Annotated in this window: 10 protein-coding genes; 2 read left to right on the forward strand and 8 right to left on the reverse strand. The window is 68.6% G+C overall.

Annotated features, from left to right (window positions below; genetic code table 11):
* Nucleotides 1–198: 198 nt before the first annotated feature.
* Together ESB00_RS16880 and ESB00_RS16885 are read right to left on the reverse strand one after the other, a co-directional pair.
* A complete protein-coding gene (locus ESB00_RS16880; RefSeq protein ID WP_129048958.1) occupies nt 199–3723 on the reverse strand; it encodes a VCBS repeat-containing protein in 3525 nt (1174 codons plus the stop codon).
* Nucleotides 3724–3794: 71 nt separating this feature from the next.
* The gene (locus ESB00_RS16885; protein ID WP_129048959.1) at nt 3795–7583 is read right to left on the reverse strand and encodes a TonB-dependent receptor plug domain-containing protein; all 3789 of its coding nucleotides are present in this window, start codon (nt 7581–7583) and stop codon (nt 3795–3797) included.
* Between the two features lie 279 nt (nt 7584–7862).
* Here ESB00_RS16885 and ESB00_RS16890 point away from each other — a divergent pair, with 279 nt between their 5' ends.
* Both ESB00_RS16890 and ESB00_RS16895 read left to right on the forward strand, forming a co-directional pair.
* Nucleotides 7863–9596: a glycoside hydrolase 5 family protein gene (locus tag ESB00_RS16890; protein WP_129048960.1), complete on the forward strand. Its 1734-nt coding sequence runs from the start codon at nt 7863–7865 to the stop codon at nt 9594–9596.
* A gap of 66 nt (nt 9597–9662) precedes the next feature.
* Nucleotides 9663–11411 (forward strand): sodium:solute symporter family protein, encoded by a 1749-nt coding sequence (locus ESB00_RS16895; protein ID WP_129048961.1) that lies wholly within the window; start codon nt 9663–9665, stop codon nt 11409–11411.
* Nucleotides 11412–11423: 12 nt separating this feature from the next.
* Here ESB00_RS16895 and clpB read toward each other — a convergent pair whose 3' ends face one another.
* The 6 genes from clpB to panB form a co-directional block, all read right to left on the reverse strand.
* Complete coding sequence (gene clpB / locus ESB00_RS16900) at nt 11424–14030, reverse strand: ATP-dependent chaperone ClpB (protein WP_129048962.1); 2607 nt, start codon at nt 14028–14030, stop codon at nt 11424–11426.
* 218 nt (nt 14031–14248) lie between these two features.
* Nucleotides 14249–14599, reverse strand: coding sequence for an aspartate 1-decarboxylase (gene panD / locus ESB00_RS16905; protein ID WP_129048963.1), 351 nt, complete (start codon nt 14597–14599; stop codon nt 14249–14251).
* A 7-nt stretch (nt 14600–14606) separates the two neighbouring features.
* Nucleotides 14607–15389 carry a type III pantothenate kinase gene (locus ESB00_RS16910; protein WP_129048964.1) on the reverse strand — a complete coding sequence of 261 codons (783 nt, stop codon included), beginning with the start codon at nt 15387–15389 and terminating at the stop codon, nt 14607–14609.
* Nucleotides 15373–16638 (reverse strand): bifunctional phosphopantothenoylcysteine decarboxylase/phosphopantothenate--cysteine ligase CoaBC, encoded by a 1266-nt coding sequence (gene coaBC / locus ESB00_RS16915; RefSeq protein ID WP_129048965.1) that lies wholly within the window; start codon nt 16636–16638, stop codon nt 15373–15375. Before coaBC ends, ESB00_RS16910 begins: the two co-directional genes overlap by 17 nt.
* Nucleotides 16625–17383, reverse strand: coding sequence for a pantoate--beta-alanine ligase (panC, locus tag ESB00_RS16920; RefSeq protein WP_129048966.1), 759 nt, complete (start codon nt 17381–17383; stop codon nt 16625–16627). Before panC ends, coaBC begins: the two co-directional genes overlap by 14 nt.
* A complete protein-coding gene (panB, locus tag ESB00_RS16925) occupies nt 17380–18171 on the reverse strand; it encodes a 3-methyl-2-oxobutanoate hydroxymethyltransferase (RefSeq protein ID WP_129048967.1) in 792 nt (263 codons plus the stop codon). The genes panC and panB overlap by 4 nt, the downstream gene beginning before the upstream one ends.
* Nucleotides 18172–18354: the final 183 nt, after the last annotated feature.

Here is an 18354-nt window from a genome sequence, read left to right on the forward strand (position 1 = left end):
GCGGGGAAAAAGTGAACCGCTCGGAACCGTGGTTCCGGGCGGCGGTGGGGCGCTCGGGCCCGGTCGCTGCTGCGAACACAGAATTTGGTTACCCCTAACCATGGACCGGGGCCCGAGCGCTGGCGGCGAGCATAGCGAACCGGGCGCGGCGCAACCATGAGAGCCCGCCCTGCAAATATGAGTGCGCTTGCTTTGCGCTCAGGGCTCCGGCTGGCCGTCTGTCGCGCGCCACCGCAGCGTGCTGCCGGACGGCGCCGGGGACACGGCGTGCCGGGTCGTGCGACCGTCCGGCCAACGCGCCTCCAGCCGAACCACCGGGTTGCGCGGATCGCTGGCCACGAACGCGAACGGCGCACTCTGGGAGTTGCGCGCGGTCACGGGCTGGAACTCCACCGTGTAGCGCCCGCCATCGCGATGCACCACCGTGAGGCGGGCGCCCCAGGCGGGCCCGCCCGCGTCCGGTCCGGCCCACAGGCCGATCCGCCAGCGGGGCAAGGCCGCCGCCCGCTGCTGCAGGAAAAGGGCGGAGGGACGATTGTTGCGGGTCACATAAAAATCGGGCCAGCCGTTGCGGTCGAAATCCGTCGCGACCAGCCCGCGGGCGTCCCCGGGCAGGCTCCAGCCGCTCTCGCTCCAGGGCACGAAGGTGAATCCGCCGCGACCGTCGCCGCGCAGGACCACGCCGAGCCCGGCATCGGCCCGGCCGTGCTCGGGGATCGCGTCGAAGGCGTTCTGCGCCGCCACGAGGTCGAGCGCGCCGTCCCCGTCTACATCGAGCGCGAGCATGCCCTGCAAGGGCGCCAGCTGCGCCGGCCAGGGCAGCGGGCTGAAACGGAAGCGACCGTCCGGCCCGCCCCACAGCAGGCCGCTGCGTTTCTCGCGCAGCTCGCGTCGCTCGGCGAGCGCGAGTTCGGCGGCCGGGAAGATTCCCGCCAGTCCGGCCGCGGCAAAACGATCGTTGCTCGGAAAGCGCCGCGGCAGGTGGCGAAAGGTGGAGCCCAGCGTCGCCAGCCCGCGGCGCGGCCACTCCCGGCCGCCGTGCTGCACGGCTTCGATTACCTGCGGCCCGGTCGCACCGGAAAAGCTCCCTGTGTAGAGCACCGCGGTTTCCCCGGGCATCGCCGCCAGCGGCGTGTTCGTGCCGACGTTGCCCACGGCATAATCCATGAAACCGTCGCCATTGAAATCCCCGGCGGCCAGCGAATGCCACAGCCCGACGCCCACTTCGCCGAGGCCCGCGACCGCACTGGCGTTGGTGAAACCCCGACCCGACTCGTTGTGCCACAACTGCAGCGTGTCCCATTCGCGCGCGACCAGCAGGTCCGTCCAGCCGTCACCGTCCACGTCCGACGCGAGCAGGGCCGTGACGAGCCCGAGGGCCGGGCCCAGCCCGGCCGCGCCGGGTTCGTCCCGAAATCCCGCGGGACTGCCGCGCCACAGCGCCACCGGGGCCGCGGCGGGGAAAGCTCCGGGCACGACCCGCCCGCCCAGAACAACATCCAGCCAGCCATCGCGATCAAAGTCGGCCACCGCCACGGCGCCAACCGGTCCGGGGAACGGCGGCAGACTCGCCGCCTTGGGTTCGAGCCGCTGGGCCGCGCCCAACTGCCAGAGCTGCGCGCCATAGTCCGTGTCGCCGGCCGGCGCCGGGTTGCCGCCGCTGGTCACCAACACTTCCGGGCGTCCGTCGCGGTCAAAGTCGGCCACCAACAGCGGTCCCCGGTTGACCGGGGCGCCGGCATCAAAATCCGAGCGTGTAAATCCGCCGCGGCCGTTGCTCAGCAGCACGCTGCCTGCATCCACTGTGGTTGCTCCGGTGACAAAGTCCTCGAGGCCATCGCCATTGAGGTCGGCAGCCGCTAGGGCGGGACCGGCGCGGTTGAAGGCGGCGGGAGCGAGCGGCTGGCGGATGAGCTCGGGACCGGGGGCTTCGCGCGCCAGCGTGGCGAGGCCGGCGGACGCGGCCACCTCCCGCCACCAGCCCGGGGACGGACGCGGCGCGGCGGCCGGGGGCAGCGATTCGTCCTCGACGACCGTGACGCGGCTTCCGGCCGCGACTCCCGCGACCCGCTGGATGCGGCCGGAGGGCCAGCGCACCTCGATCTCGGCCACGGTGTCGCCCGGGGGCAGGCCGAAATGCACCATCGGCTCGGAGGTGGAGAGATAACCCCGCGCCTGTTGCAGGTCGCGCACCTGCCGGCCCGACGACGTGGTGAGCGTGACCTTCGCGCCCACGCCGAAACGGTTCGGCCCCGGGCTGCGCAGGTCGACGATCACGCTGCGGCCGCGCGCGTAGTCGTTGCGGTAAACGGCGGGCGGTTTGCGAAACTGCACATAGACGAGGTCAAGGTCACCGTCGCCATCAAGATCGCCCGTGGCGGCGCCGAAACTGACGCCGTCGTCCGCCAGACCCGCCGCCGTGGCGCATTCCTCAAACTTCAGTCCCGGGCGCGACACATAGAACAGGTTCGGTTCCCGGTAAACCGGACAGGTCCGGATGATGGCCAGTTGCTCAGCGACCGAGACCGCCTCGGCGGAGCGCGCCGCGAGGTCGATGTTGTGCAGCTCGCGGAACACGCCGTTAGTGACATGCAGGTCGGGACGACCGTCCTGGTCGAAGTCACCGAACAGCACCGACCAGGTCCAGTCGGTGCGCGCGAGACCCGCGTGGTGCGCCGCCTCGACGAAGCGGCCGGTGCCGGTGTTCAGGAGCAGCGAGTTCGCGGGATACTGGCGGAGCGCATCGGGCCGGTCGAGCGGCTCCACCCCGCCCAGCCGGCGCTTCACCATGCCGCGCAGGTCCTTTTCGGGCGTCGTCGCGGCCATGTCGGCGACGAAGAAATCGAACCGGCCGTCCCCGTCCACGTCGGCGGTGTCGAGGCCCATGGAGGAATTGGCGATGCTGGGCATCACCTCGGCGATCACGTCGCGAAACGTGCCGTTGCCCTGGTTGCGGTAGAGCCGGTCCGGCTCCTCGAAGTCATTGGCCACATAGACATCAGGCCAGCCGTCGTCGTCGTAATCGCACCAGACCACTCCATGCCCCTGGGTCACCCCGTGCAGGCCGGAGGTGGCGGTCGTCTCGACAAAATAACCGCGGCCGGTGTTGCGAAAAAGGCGGTCGGGCTCGCCGTCACGGTGGTCCGCGCGATGGATGTTCGTCTGCAGGTAGAAATCCAGCCAGCCGTCGCGATCGTAGTCCGCGAACGCGGCCATGTTGCTGCCGTCGATCACGGCCACGCCGCGGGCGGCGGCCTCGTCGGTGAAGCGGGCGCGGCCGTCGTTGATGAAAAGCTGGTTCGGGGCGCCAATGCGGCAGACATGCAGGTCGAGGTCGCCGTCTCCGTCCACGTCCACGGCGCTGACGCCCTGATACCATCCGGGCTTGGCCCCCGCCGCGCGGGCCGGGGCGGCCAATCCCGCCGCCTCGGTGATGTCCTCGAACCGCCAGTCGCCCTGGTTGCGGAAACAGCGCAGGCCCTCGCTCTTGCCGGTCACGACAAGATCGGGCCGACCGTCGCCGTCGAGGTCGGCGATCGCCAAGCCGCTGCCGAGGGCGCCGCGCATGATCTCCTCGAAGCGACCGTGGAGATCCGGATAGGCGTTGGCCGCCGTCACGCCGGTCGCCTCGGGTGGCAGCAGGACAAAACGGCCGGCGTCCGCCGCGATCGCCGGGGCGGCGGCCGAAAAAGCAAGCAAAGCGGTCAGCAGCTGCAGGCGCATGAAAGAAAAAGCACCGGGCGGAGAAAATCCGCCCGGTGCGCGTAGTTCAAGCCGGTCGTGCCGGCGGGGGATCAGAAGCGGAAGCCCGTGGTGATCTCCCAACCCATGCCCTCGGCGATGCGCGCCTCGCGGATCGAGCCGTTGGGCTGGGCCGAGGTCGAGACGAGCCGGTCCTGCTGGCCGACGTTGTAGAGGTTGAGCTGGACGTTCCAGTCATACTTCTCGCGCAGCTTCTTGCGGTAGGCGAACCAGAGGTCCACCGAGGTGTTCGCATCCACGTAGTAGGGATGGTCGAGGTCGGAGACCCAGACGTCGAGGTCGCGGAGGTATTTCGGACCGTAGCCGATGATGCCCTTGTCCTCATACCGCACCGCGCCGCCCACCGTGAAGCCCTTGAGGCGGCCGCGGGTGAAGTCGTACGTGGAGATGACATTCCAGCGCCACTTGCGGATCTGGTCGAGGGACTTGCCCTCGGCGGCCTTGGCGGTCTCGAGGCGCGAGATCGTCTCGGCGTTCATATACTGGCCGAAATCCTCCGTGTTCTTGTTGCCCCAGGTGCTCGAGTCGGCCCAGCCGTCGAAGTCCCAGTAGCTGATGAACAGGCTGGCATCGGCGGAGTTCCAGCCGGAACGCCAGACATCCATGTATTTTTGGATGAACTCGTTGAAGTCGCCGGCGATGTTCGTCGCCTGCGCCACGGTCTCGGCGGCGTTGAGCGTGACGCGCCAGTTCGGCGTGGGGTTGAGGGTGACCTCATACTCCATGCCCTCGGAGGTGCGGTCGGAGACGGTGGCGAAGGAGCGCTTGTCGTAGTTCCAGAAGCCCCACTTGTTCTGCACGCTGTAGTTGCGGGTGAGGCCGAGGCCCTGCGCCACTTCCTGGCCGAGCGGGCCGAACCAGCGGGAATCGGGCTGGTTGGTGAACCACCAGATGCGGTAGTTCAGCTCGTCCACGGTGAGCGGAGGTGCCCAGGCGGCCGCCGGGGCGTTGTTCTGGACGGCACTGGAGCGCCAGTCCGAACCGTAGGCGCGGAAGGCCGCCAGATAGGAGGGATCCAGCGCCGAGGCGCGGATGCGCAGCGGCTCGTTGATCAGGGTGGCCTTGTTGGCTTCCCAGCCCGGACCGATCGGCGTGTTGGCCACGGGATCGGACTTCCAGTTCTTGGCGTTGCCAAAGAACCACGCGTTGACCGCCCACTCGGGGGTCAGCTGGTTGCGCTGGCCGAGCGCGCTGGTGATTTTGCCGGACTGGTAGTTCTGCACGTCCCAGGTGGCGCCGTCGTAATAGACCTCCTTCATCATGCCGTTGAGGAAGCGTTGCACGCCCTCGAACACGCGCTCGCCGCCGTTGGGCAGGTCGTAGCGCACGTTCTGTTGCTCGGTCTTATACTTGGTCACCCGGACGTTCAGCTTCCCGTCGAGGGTGTCGAGCATCAGCGTGTAGTCCTTGGTGTTGCCCGAGGTCGGCGGCACCTGCCGGCCGTAGACGTCGGTGGAGGCGGACGTCGGGTTGAAGTTCGACGACTTGTTGTAACCAAGGCGGATGTCGGTGTTGTAGGGCAGCCGCTCGCGCAGGCGCTCCGGCAGAGCGACGACGAGACCGTAGGTCTTGTTCTTGGCATCCACCACCCGGTGGCTGGCCGAGTTGTGGCCGGTGACCTTGGCCTGGTAGTCGAAGGTCCAGTCGGGATCGTACGGATCGACGATGCCGGCGAAGGCCGGGTTGGTGAAGACGCCGCCGTTGCCACCGATCGCCGGCTTCTTGTCGGCGCGGAACGAGTCCTTGCGCCAGCCGAAGAGCGGATAGACCGTGCCCCAGAGCATCTTGCCCTGCCAGACAAAGGAGCGGTTCTTGGTCTGCTCGCGCGAGGCGTCGGCCCCGGTGTAGAGCCAGTTGATGCCGTCGTTGATGTCCTGCACCTCGTTGACGAAGTAGCGGGAGGTCGCGCCGGCGGGGGGCTGCGCGAAGAAGCTCAGGCGGTCGAGCGAGCTCCGCTGCGCCTGGACGCCGGTGAGATTCAGCCCGGAGGGATTGGCGGCCCCGCGCACGTCGCCGCCGATGTAGGCGAGTTCCCAGAGGTCGGTGGTGGCGGTGTAGCCGCCCGCGGTGCTGGGCGCGAGGCGGTGCTTGGCGTAGCTGCGGCTGAGTTCCTGGCGGCGCTGGTTGGCGGCCACGAGGGTGACGGTGTGCTCGCCCATCAGGTTGGAGAGGAAACGGCCGTCGCCGAAGAAGCGCGCGGTGTCGAGGCGGCCGAACGCGGTGGCGCGGAAGGCCTCGCGATCGCGCTCGCTGACCTGGGCGCGGGACTTGCCGATCGTGTAGGGGCGGCCGACGTTCGGGTTGCGGGTGCCGTCGCGGAGGAAGTCATTCACGTCGATGTCGACGCCGGCGGTGTTGTCGAACATGGACTGCCAGTTGACGCGCGAGTCTTCCTTGCCGTAGGCGACTTCCCAGCCGAGCTGGTTGGTCAGGTAGGTCTGGCGCACCGTGGCGTTGATGGCGTCGAAGCGCTCCTGCTGGCCCGCGTTGGGGCCCTCGAGGTCGCTGCCGTAGAAATCAAAGATCCCGGGGTCCATGATGCGGTAGGCGCCAAAGCCGCCGAAGCCCGAGAAGTTCTTGCCGGCGTCGGTGTAGCTCTTGATCACGGCGGAAAGATAGGGGTCGTTCGCATAGGTCGCGGCCTGGCCGAGCGGGTTGCCGCTGTCGACATTCTCGCCGTTGAACTTGAGCGAATTCCAGTCACCCCAGGTGAGCGCGCCGCCGTCCACCTGCGCGAGGTTGCCGCGGTTGCGCATGCCCTGGACCGTGTTGTTGACGCCGATGGCGTTGGAGTTGGGGTCGCCGTAGATGACGCCGACATTGTCCCACCAATTCGAGCCCAGGCCCGGGTAGTTCTGGTGATAGGTGTCCCACCACTGCCGGTTCACGTCGGGATTGGTCGCCTTGTTGGTCGTCCAGAAAGGCGTGACCGCATCGCGCGGGGCGATGGGCTGCGGCCGGTTGGCGTCGGTCTTGCCCGACTCGTAGTTGGCCGTGACCTGCGTGAAGACGCCGGCGCCCAGCTTCGGCTCCCAGCGGGCGGCCGCATAGTAGCGGCGCTGGTCCTCGAACTTGTGGCGCTGGTCGAACTTGCGGCCCTGCTCCATGCCGATGACGCGGAGGCCGAGTTCGCCCTTGATCAGGGTGACGTCGGCGTCCAGCACCTCGCGGTGCTTGCTGTTTTTGCCGGCGCGGAACTCGAGGGCATACTTGTTGTGGTCGAGATTCGGGACCTTGAGGTTGGAATTGATGATACCCGCGGGCGAACCCAGGCCGAAGAGGATGGAGTTCGGTCCGCGCTGGATATCGACGTTGTCGATGTTGTAGGAGTCGAGCCCGATGTCCGTGAGGAAGAAATCGCGGGTCAGGTCGGCCTCCGCGAGGCCGCGGACGCGGGTGGCGCGCTGCGGCTGGCTGAGCGCCCGGTTGATGTCGTCCGCGCTGGAGCCGGCGAGGTAGTTGCCGCCGAGGCCGCTGGCCTCGGTGTTCGTGGTGTAGACGAGCAGCTCGGCGATGTTGGTCACGCCGGTGTCGGCCAGGAACTGCGGCGTCACCACCTGGATGGCCGAGGCCACTTCCTTGAGGCTGGTGTTGAGGCGCGTGCCGGCGAGCGAGGAGGTCGCGGCGTAGCCCTCGTTCTTGGAGGTGTTGACCACGAAGGGCGAGAGGGTGATCACCTCGTCGCTCGCGGTCTGGTCCTCCGGCTTGGTGGGGTTGGCCGTCTGCTGGGCAAACAGCCCGCCTGCGCTGAGCAGGCAGAGCGCACTGACGGCCGTGGTGGCCCTCAGGCGCGAGTATCTGGAGTGGGTGCTAGGATGCATTGTGTCTGGGGTTGGCGCGATTCCCGCAAGATCACGGGCCGCGACGGAAACCCGGGGAGGGTGGCCGATGGGCGGGGCGAAGCGGGCGGGGCGGACGCAGGCGGAGACTACCGGGTGTCACGGGCCCCGACCATGAGATGGCCCCCATAAAAACTATGGGCGCTTGCTTCCGGGCATTGAGCGCGTGCCCCGGGACGCCGGCGGCGCCGCCGGCCACGATGACAGCTTTCAAGCAACGGTTCTCATGTTCCCCGCCTGTGGTCTGCGCTAGCGTGACGGATGCCGCTCCGCCGCCCTTCCCTGTCCTGGCCAACCCTGCTCGCCGGTCTCTTCGCGGCCGTGACCGCGGCGGCCGGGGTGGAGATCGGGAGCGTCACCCGCGTCACGCAGCGTGCCGTCCAGCATGAGCGCGTGGACTTCACCGTCGTGCTGACCGCGCCCTGGACCGATCCGCATGATTCCGCGCAGGTGCGGCTGGATCTTGAGTTCATGGGCCCCGACGGCCGCCCGCACCTGCTGCCGGCCTTTCACGAGAGCGGAACCGGGGGCACGCCCTCCGTGTGGCGAGCGCGCTGGGCGCCCCGGGATGCCGGGGAGAACCGGGTGCGTTTCCGGCTGACGACTCCCGTCGGCGCAACGGAGTCGGCGCCGCTCACGGTGCCGGTGGAGCCGGGCCGCGGCCGGGGTTTCCTGCACGCCGCGGGTCCGTGGGTGCTGCGCTTCGACAACGGCGAGCCGTTCCGCGGGCTCGGCGAGAACCTCGGGTGGGAATCCCGCTCGCCCGATGACTCGCGTCACTTCCGCGCGCTGCACGAGCACCCGCGCTTCCACTACGAATACCTCGTGGGCCGGCTGGCGGCGAACGGCGGCAACTTCTTCCGCACCTGGATGTGCGCGTGGAACCTCCCGCTCGAGTGGAACCGCGTCATGGACACCCGGCGCTACGCCGATGAAACCGGTCGGTTCCACTCCGGCGCCGCCGCGCGGCTCGACGAGCTGGTGGCGGTCGCCGCGGCCAGCGGCACCTATTTCATGCTCACCCTCGACCCGCATGTTTCCTACATGGGCCGCGGGTGGGAGCTCAACCCCTACAACCGGGCCAACGGCGGACCCGCCGCCACGCCGGAGGAGTTCTTCACCTCCGAGGCGGCGCGGGCCCGCTACCGCGACCGCCTGCGCTACCTCGTGGCCCGCTGGGGTTACAGCCCGCACCTCGGCGTCTGGGAATTCTTCAACGAGATCGACCATGTCGTCCATCTCGACCCCGCCGCGCCCATGCCCGCGGAGGTCATCACCCGCTGGCATGCCGAAATGGCCGCCCACCTCCGGGCCCTCGATCCCTATGGCCGGCCCGTGACGACGAGCGTGTCGCACCGCGACATCGCCGGGTTGAACCAACTGCCGGGACTCGATTTCAACCAGCGACACCTCTACCGCGACACCGCGGCCCTACCCGCCACCCTGCGCCAGCGCTGGGCCGACGAGGGGAAGCCCTACGTCATCGGCGAATACGGCTACGAGTGGGACTGGACGAAAAACTTCGATGAGTTCGCCGGCGCGATGGACGCGGACTTCCGGCGCGGCCTGTGGCTGGGACTGTTTTCGCCCACCCCGATCCTCCCGTTGTCCTGGTGGTGGGAATACTTCGACGAGCGCGGCACGACCGCCGGTTTTGCCGGGGTGCGGACCATCCACGAACGCATGCTGGCCGCCGGCGGAGGCGACTTTGCCGAGGTGACGGCGGAGGCGGACGGCAGCCCCGTGCTGGCGGTGCGGTGCGGGCGCACGGTCTTTGTGCTGTTGGAAAACCCCGGCACGACGGAACGGCGGCTCACCGTTCGGCTGCCCGCCAGGGCGGCCGACTTCGTCCCGGCCGAGTTGTTCGATCCCGCCACGGGCGAGTGGACCCGGTTGCCCGACGCTCAGGCACAGCCGGGCCCGGTGGTGTTCTCCAATCTGGCACTGCCCGCCGGGGCGATCCGGGTGCTGCAACTCGGCCACTCGCGCGGATAATAACTATTAATTTTTGCGTTTGCCCGATGACGGGACGGAGTCAGCCTGCCGTATCCGCCCGTCCGCATGCCCCCGCTCCACTGGCTCGATTACGCCATCATTGCCGGCTACCTGCTCCTGTCGCTGGTGATCGGCCTGCTCGCCGGGCGGCGCACCGGGGCGGGCAGCGAGGGTTACTTCCTGGGGGGCCGCCGGCTGCCATGGTGGCTCAACGGAATCTCGCTGGCGGCGACCAGCTTCGCCTCCGACACGCCGCTGGTGATCACCGAGATGGTGCGTGGCCGCGGCCTGCAACGGCTGTGGTGGCTGTTCGCCGGGGTGCTGGCGCTGGTCGTCGCGATTTATGTCTTCTCCCGACTGTGGCGGCGGCTCGAGGCCGTCACCGACGCGGAGTTCTGCGAGCTGCGCTATGACGGCCCGGCCGCCGGGGTGCTGCGGGCCGTGCGGGCTTTCCTCAGCGGCATCGTGGCCAACCTCATCACCATCGCGTGGGTGACGCTCGGCATGGGGGCGGTCCTCTCCGTGGTGCTGCCGGTCGACCAGTGGGTCGCGATCCAGGTCGCCATGATTGTGACGGTCGCCTACACCGTCTTCGGGGGATTCCGCAGCGCGGTGCTGACCGACCTCCTGCAGTTCGTCATCGCGCTCGGCGCGATGCTCCTCTTTGCCGTGATCGCGGTCCACGAATACGGCGGCCTGTCCGCGGTGCTGACCGCCGTGCGGGAGGCCCCGGGCTACGGGGAGCGCACGCTGAGTCTCCTGCCCCGCTTCGACCACGCCAACCTGGACCTGGCCTGCTTCCTCATCCTGCTCACGCTCTGGTGGACCGACACGGGCGGCCATGTGATGCAGCGCATGAGCGCGTGCCGCACCGAACGCGACGCCGCCCGGGCGATGCTCTTCTTCGCCATCTGGCAGGCCGTGCGGCCGTGGATGTGGGCGGCCGTGGCCCTGGTCTCCATCGCGGTGTTTCCCGTGATGATGGCGCCGCACACCGACATGCACGCCTACCCGCTCGTGCTGGACCGCTACCTCGGCGTGGGGCTGCGCGGCCTGCTGGTGGCGGCCTTCGCCGCGGCGTTCATGTCCACCATCACGACCCACCTGAACTGGGGCGCCTCCTACCTGGTGCGCGACGGCTACTGCCGCTTTTTCCGGCCGGCGGCCCCCGAGCGCGAACAGCTGCTGGTCTCGCGTCTCATGACGGTGCTGCTGGCCGGGGCCGGCCTGCTGCTGACGCCGCTGTTCGGCTCACTGACCGCCGCGTGGGAATTCCTTGCGCTGCTGCCCGCCGGATTCGGGATCATCAGCGTGCTCCGCTGGTTCTGGTGGCGGGTGAACGCCTGGACGGAACTGAGTGTGCTGGCCGTGGGGTTGGTTTTTGCCGGGTTTGACCTGGCCCTGCGCGTCTGGGCACCGGGGGCCGAAATCCTGGGCCTGCCGTGGAGCGAATGGCGCTACGAGCTCAAGCTGCTCCTGTTCACCAGCGTCGCGGTCACGGTGGCGTTGGCCGTAACCCTGCGGACGCCCCCGGTCTCGCGTGAGCAGCTCCGACGCTTCAACCGCAAGGTGCGTCCTGGCGGCTGGTGGGGACCGGTGGAGGCGGGCGAAGACCTGCGCGAACTGCCGGAGCCGGTGCTGACCCGCCGGACCGCGCTGGACTGTCTCGGCGGGCTGGCACTCTGCCTCGGCCTCACCACCGGAATCGGGTATGGTCTGCTCCTCCAGCCCGGGCCCGCCGTGCTGGCCTTCGGTCTGGCCGCCATCGGGGGCGTGCAGGTTTACCGCTGGCTGAAAAACGGCCGCTGGGCCTGACAGGCGCGTCATTCAGGATCTGCCCCCTCGGGTGGGCAGAGGCGCAAGTTCATCGTGCTGCACGGTGAAGGTTAGAGTGGAGTCTTCCGCCACCTCGCCGGCGATCAGGGCCCGGGCGAGGCGGGTTTCCAGATGCCGCTGGAGGAAACGCTTGAGCGGGCGGGCACCGAAGACCGGGTCGTAACCCTTCTCCGCCACCCATTCCCGGGCCTTGGCGTCGAGCTTCACCGTGACGCGCCGCTCGGCGAGCCGCTTGTTCAGGTCGGCGAGCAGGAGGTCCACGATGCTCGTGATTTCCTCCAGGCTCAGCGGCTTGAAGAGGATCGTCTCGTCAATGCGGTTCAGGAACTCCGGCCGGAACGACGACCGCAGGTCGGCCATGACCGCCTCGCGCGTGCTCTCGGGGATTTCGTCACCCTTCACGCCTTCGAGCAGGTGCCGGGAGCCGAGGTTCGAGGTCATGATGATGACCGTGTTCTTGAAATCCACCGTGCGGCCCTGCGAATCGGTGATGCGGCCGTCGTCGAGCACCTGGAGCAGGACGTTGAACACGTCCGGATGCGCCTTCTCGATCTCGTCGAAGAGCACCACCGCATACGGCTTGCGCCGCACGGCCTCCGTGAGCTGGCCGCCCTCGTCGTAGCCGACGTAGCCCGGGGGGGCGCCAATCATGCGCGCGACGCTGTGCTTCTCCATGTATTCCGACATGTCGAGGCGGATGAGGTTGGCCTCGGAGTCGAAGAGCTGCTCGGCGAGCGTTTTGGCCAGCTCGGTCTTGCCCACGCCGGTCGGGCCGAGAAACAGGAAACTGCCGATCGGGCGGCGCGGGTCCTTGATGCCGGCGCGGGCGCGCAGGATGGCCTCGCTGACGAGACGCACGCCCTCGTGCTGGCCGATGACGCGCTTGTGCAGTACGTCCTCCAGGCGCAGAAGCTTTTCTTTCTCACCCTCGAGCAGGCGGTTCAGCGGGATGTGCGTCCACTTCGAGATGATCTCGGCGATTTCCTCGGCGGACACCTCCTCCTTGACCAGTGTGGTCGCGGCGGGGCCGGCCTTCTCCACCTTGGCCAGTTCCTTCTCCAGCTGCGGGATGCGCCCGTGTTTGAGCTCGGCAATTTTGTTGAGATCGTAGGCGCGCTCGGCCTTGGCCATTTCCAAGCGGGCGGCTTCGAGCTCTTCGCGCACTTTCTGCACGCGGCCGAGGGATTCCTTCTCCTTTGACCAGACGGCGCGCAGGGCGGTCGCCTTCTCCTTGGCATCGGCCAGGTCCTTGCGCAGCTCGGCGAGCCGGCGCTTGGAGGCGTCGTCCTTCTCCTTCTGCAGCGCGGTCTCCTCGATCTCGAGCTGCATGACGCGGCGCTGGAGCTCGTCCAATTCGGTCGGCAGCGAATCAATCTCGGTGCGGATCATGGCGCAGGCCTCGTCCACGAGGTCGATGGCCTTGTCGGGCAGGAAACGGTCGGAAATGTAGCGGTGCGAGAGCGTGGCGGCGGAAACGAGCGCGTTGTCCTGGATGCGCACGCCGTGATGCAGCTCGAAACGCTCGCGCAGGCCGCGGAGGATCGAGATGGCGTCCTCCACCGTGGGCTCTTCGACGAGAATGGGCTGGAAGCGGCGCTCCAGCGCGGCGTCCTTCTCGATGTATTGGCGGTATTCGTCGAGCGTGGTGGCGCCGATGCAATGGAGCTCACCGCGCGCGAGCATCGGCTTGAGCAGGTTGCCGGCGTCCATGGCGCCGTCGGTCTTGCCGGCGCCCACGATGGTGTGGAGCTCGTCGATGAAGAGAATGATGCGGCCTTCGGCCTGTTTGATCTCGTTGAGCACGGCCTTGAGGCGCTCCTCGAACTCGCCGCGGTATTTCGCGCCGGCCACCAGCGCGCCGAGGTCGAGCGAGAACACGGTCTTGTCCTTCAGCCCCTCGGGCACGTCGCCGCGCACAATGCGCTGGGCCAGGCCCTCGACGATGGCGGTCTTGCCGACGCCGGGCTCGCCGATGAGCACGGGGTTGTTCTTGGTCTTGCGCGAAAGGATGCGAATGGCGCGGCGGATCTCGGCGTCGCGCCCGATGACGGGGTCGATCTTGCCCTTCTTGGCCTGCTGCACGAGGTCGATGCCGTATTTCTCAAGGGCGTTGTAGGTGCCCTCGGGCGTCTCGCTGGTCACACGCTGGTTGCCGCGCATCTTCTGGAGCTCGGCCAGCACCTTCTTCCGGTCGAGGCCGAAGCTGGCAAAGAACTTCTTCAGCGCCTCGGGCTTGCCGGTGTGAAGGAGCGCAAGGAAGAGGTGCTCCACGCTCATGAACTCGTCCTTGAGGGCCTCGGCCTCCTGCTCGGCGCGCGTCAGCACCTCGTTGAGCGCCTGGGTCACGTAGATCTTGGACACATCGACGCTGCCCGTGACCTTGGGCAGACGGCCCAGCTCGCGCTCGGCGGCGAGCTGAAGCGCGCTGACGGTCAGGCCGAGCTTCTCGACGAGCGACGGCACGATGCCGCCCTCCTGGGCGAGCAGCGCGACGAGCAGGTGCCACGTCTCCACCTCGTTGTGCGAGCGGCGGCGGGCCTCGTTCTGCGCCTCCTGCACGGCCTGGCGCGACATGATGGTCATTTTCTCGGGATTCATGGAAGTAATATACACCCTTGCAGGCGGCGGGCCAGCGGGTGAAGGCCTGCTTCACTCGGGAATTTGGAACCGCCGCGAATCGGCTGCGCCAATGTGCGCAGGCGGTGTCGCACCGCCGTGACATGATGGCCGTTTCCGTTCCCTGTAGGGTCGCCGCTTGCGGCGACCTAACCCACGAGGTCGGCGCAACCGCCGACCCTACGCATACAGGCGAAGTCCTACTTCCGCTTCGGCCGGTTCTTCTTGTCCAGCAACACGACCACCGGCTCGTGTTGCTGCGCCTCGTCCGGATCGAAGTCCGCATACGCCGCGATGATGACCTCATCGCCCGGCTGCACGAGCCGCGCGGCGGCGCCGTTGACCATGATCTCGCCCCGCTTGCGGCCGCCAATGACGTAGGTCGCGAAGCGCTGGCCGTTGTTCACGTTGTAGATCTCCACGCGCTCGTGCAGCAGGAGGCCGGCGGCGCGGCGCAGCTCGGGCGCGATGGCGATCGAGCCCTCGTAGTCGAGGTCGGCGGCGGTGACCGTCGCGCGGTGCAGCTTGGACTTGAGCAGGGTCAGGCGCATGGGGGTGTCATTTGGCGGGCTCGCGGTTGAGCAGTTCGGCGTGCTTCAGGCCGAAGAGCACCAGTTCGGGCACGATCTCATCGAAGAGCCCCTCGGTCTCGAACATGCGGGCGAACCCACCCGTGCCGATCACGTGCGGGCGCACGCCGTTGAAGGCCTCGATGGTCAGCACGGAGAGCAGGTTGCGGATCGCGCCGACGTGGCCGTGATACAGCCCCGCCTGGATGCTCTCGACCGTGCTGCGCCCGAGCGCGCCGTCGGGCCGGGCAATTTCCACGGCTGGCAGGCGGGCGGTGCGGCTCGACAGCATCTCGGCCGAGATGCCAAGCCCGGGCAGGATCGCGCCGCCGAGGTAATCGCCGCCACCCGTCACCACGTCGAAGGTCGTGGCGGTGCCGCAGTCCACGACGAGGCAGTTGGCCCCGGGGCGGCGTTGCGTCGCCGCGATGGCGTTGGCCACGCGGTCGGCCCCGACCTCGGCGGGGTTGCGGTATTTGATCTTAAGCCCGGTCTTCACGCCGGCCTGGAGCAGGAAGGGCTCGCAGTTGAAATACTTCACGCAGGCCGCCCGCAGCGGATAGGCCACCGGCGGCACGACCGAGCAGATCGCCACGCGCTTCACCGCGGCGGGGTCGATCTGGTTCTCGCGGAGCACGCTGCGCAGGAATACGCCGGTTTCGTCCGACGACCCGATGGGGTGCGTGGTTTTCCGGAACTGCACGCGGAGGGTGTCGCCGTCGAACACGCCGCCGTGGATCTGGGAATTGCCGACATCAAGGGTCAAGAGCATGGCTGGATTTTCGGTTTTCGATTCTGGATTCTGGACTGGGTCGCGCCGCGAGCAGGCGCTCGAGTTCGGCCGCCAGGGTCGTGCGGTCGGGACAATGCGCCGCGACGCTGCCGTCGGGCCGCAGGATGTCGGCCGGGAAGGTGCCATCGGCGCGCTTGGCGGAAAGATCGTTGTGCACGACGTAGTCGGCACCGGCGTGCGCGAAAAGCCTGCTCACGGCCGCGTCGGCTTCCGCCGCCTCGGCCCCGTGGGTGAGCTTGAATGCCACCAACGTGAACGGGGCGCGGCTCCAACCGCGCACCTGGTCCACTAGCCGCGGGTTGGGTCGCAGCTTCAGCAGGGGCGCACCACCCGAGGGCAGTTTGCCGCCGGCGGCGGTCTCCGCACCGTCGGCCATCACGACCATGTCCACGCGGTAATCGCTGACCGCCGCCGCGTGGATCACGGCATCGAACGGATGCGCCGCGAGCAACCGACGCAGGCCGGCCTCCAGTTGCGCGAAGGTGACAAAGGTTTCCTCCCGGCAGGGGCCGTCCGCCGCGATCGCGTTTTGCGCCCGCAGCAGGGTCACGTCATGGCCCGCGCGCGACAGGTGCGTGGCGATGAGCGCGCCGGTCGCACCCGTGCTCGTGTTGGTGAGCACGCGCACGCCGTCCACCGGCTCGGCGGTGCCACCGGCGGTGACGAGCACCCGCAGTTGGCGCGCCGGTCGCGCCAGCGCCGCTTCGACCGCGGCGACGATCGTCCCGGGCTCGGCCAGCCGCCCCTCCCCCGTTTCGCCGCAGGCGGTGCGCCCGGACGTGGGGGCGATGCAGCGCACGCCCCAGTCGCGCAATTTTGCCAAGCTCGCAACGGTTGCCGGATGCGACCACATCGCGGGATTCATCGCGGGCGCCACGAGCCAGGGCTTGGTGCGGTCATGGGCGAGGAAGAGCGCGCCGGCGAAATCGTCGCCGAGCCCGGCCGCGAACCGGTTGAGCGTGTTCGCCGTGGCCGGGCACACGAGCACGGCGTCGGCCCAGCGCGTCAGGTTGATGTGCTCGAGGGCCGCGCCCGGAGCGAAGGCGTCGCTGAGCAGGGCGGAACCGGTCAGACCTTCCAGCGTGGCCGGGCCGATGAACTTCAACGCCGACGGCGTCGCCACACAGCGCACGCGGTGGCCCCGTTGCACAAGCCGTGACACCACCTCGCAGCCCTTGTAGGCGGCGATGGAGCCGGTGAAGATGACGAGGAGGTTAGAGCCGGACATTGTCGATGAGCCTCACGTTTTCGATGCGCACTGCGCCGAGCCGCACGCCCTCGCGGTCCTCCACGTAATCCACTTCAAAGCCGGCGGCGTTGAGCGCCAGGGCCGCCACGGCCGGGCTCGCCGCGGAACGCAGGATCGCCGGGAACTGCGCGGCCCGCACACGCGCGCCGGGCGAGAGGCGGCGGTTGCGCGAACTGAGCGCGAGGCCGTCGATCTCCCGCTCCGTCGGGCACGGTACGATCTCCACCGGCAGGAGCAGCGCGCGCACCAGGCCCTCGACCAAACGGAGCTGCTGCCAGTCCTTCTCCCCGAAATAGGCGCGCTGCGGGGAGACCAGATTCAGCAGCTTGAGCACCACCGTCAGCACGCCGTCGAAATGACCGGGGCGATGCGCGCCCTCCAGTTCCCGGCTGAGTTTTTCCTCGGTGACGCGGTAGGCGTAGCCGTCGGGGTATAGCTCGGCGGCCGTCGGCACGATGACGTCGTCCGCCAGCCCCGCCGCCAACCGCAGGTCCGCCTCCAGCGTGCGCGGGTATTTCTCGAGGTCGGTCGGGTCGTTGAACTGGGTCGGGTTGACGAAAATGCTCAGCACCACGCGGTCGTTTTCCGCGCGGGCGCGGGCGAGGAGCGCGCGGTGCCCGAGATGCAGCGCGCCCATGGTCGGCACGAAGCCCACCGATTGGCCGGCGTAATCCGTCCCGGTGCGCACCGTGCGCCACGCGGCCAGGGTCTCATGGACTCTCATGCGAGCACCTCCTCGCGCGCCGGAAAGCGCGCCCCGCGCACGTCGCGGGCGTAGGCGTTGAGTGCGGCCAGAATCTCGCCGTGGCCGTCCAAGTAGCGGCGCGCAAACCGCGGGCGAAATTCCGCATCGAGCCCGAGCAGGTCGTTCAGCACCAGCACCTGTCCGGAGGTGCCGCTGCCCGCACCGATGCCGATGGTGGCGATGGACAAATTCGCCGTGATCTCCGCCGCCAGCGCGGCGGGCACGCATTCGAGCACCAGGGCGAACGCCCCCAGTTCCTCGAGGCGACGGGCCTCGGCGAGCAGGCGGGCCGCGTCGGCCTCCGAGCGGCCCTGCAGGCGGTAGCCGCCGAGTTGGTTGACCGATTGCGGCGTGAGCCCGAGGTGTCCCATCACGGGGATGCCGCTGCCCACGAGGTGGGCAACCACGTCCTCGTGACCGGCCACCCCCTCCAGTTTCACGGCCGTCGCTCCCGCCTGCAGGAGCGTGCCGGCGGCGCGCACGGCCGTCTCGCGGCCTTGGCGAAAGCTGAGAAACGGCAGATCCGCCACGATCACCTGCTCCGGCGCGCCGCGTCGCACCGCCGCCGTGTGCAGCACCATCATGTCGAGCGTGGCATGGACCGTGGACGGCAGTCCGTGGACGACCATGGCGGCGCTGTCGCCCACGAGGATGACGTCGGCCTCGGATTCAGTTACGATCCGCGCCATCGGCGCGTCGTAAGCCGTGACCATCACGATGGGCCGCCCTTCCTGGCGCGCCCGGTTGAAATCGAGGATGCTTTTCATTCCGCCCCGGCAGTTGTCCGTATGCGGAGAACCTGCGGGCGGCGGAGGTGGCTGGACTGGAGTGCTTGTCGCATGGCGATCAGGCCTGAGTTGTCCGGAGACGGAGGTTGAACTGTGCTGTCCGGTCGCGCACGAGTTCGCGCCAGACAGGGGCAACTTGAGCACCTCCCATCGACGGGCAAA

Source organism: Oleiharenicola lentus (genome assembly GCF_004118375.1).
In the GTDB taxonomy this organism is placed as follows: domain Bacteria; phylum Verrucomicrobiota; class Verrucomicrobiia; order Opitutales; family Opitutaceae; genus Lacunisphaera; species Lacunisphaera lenta.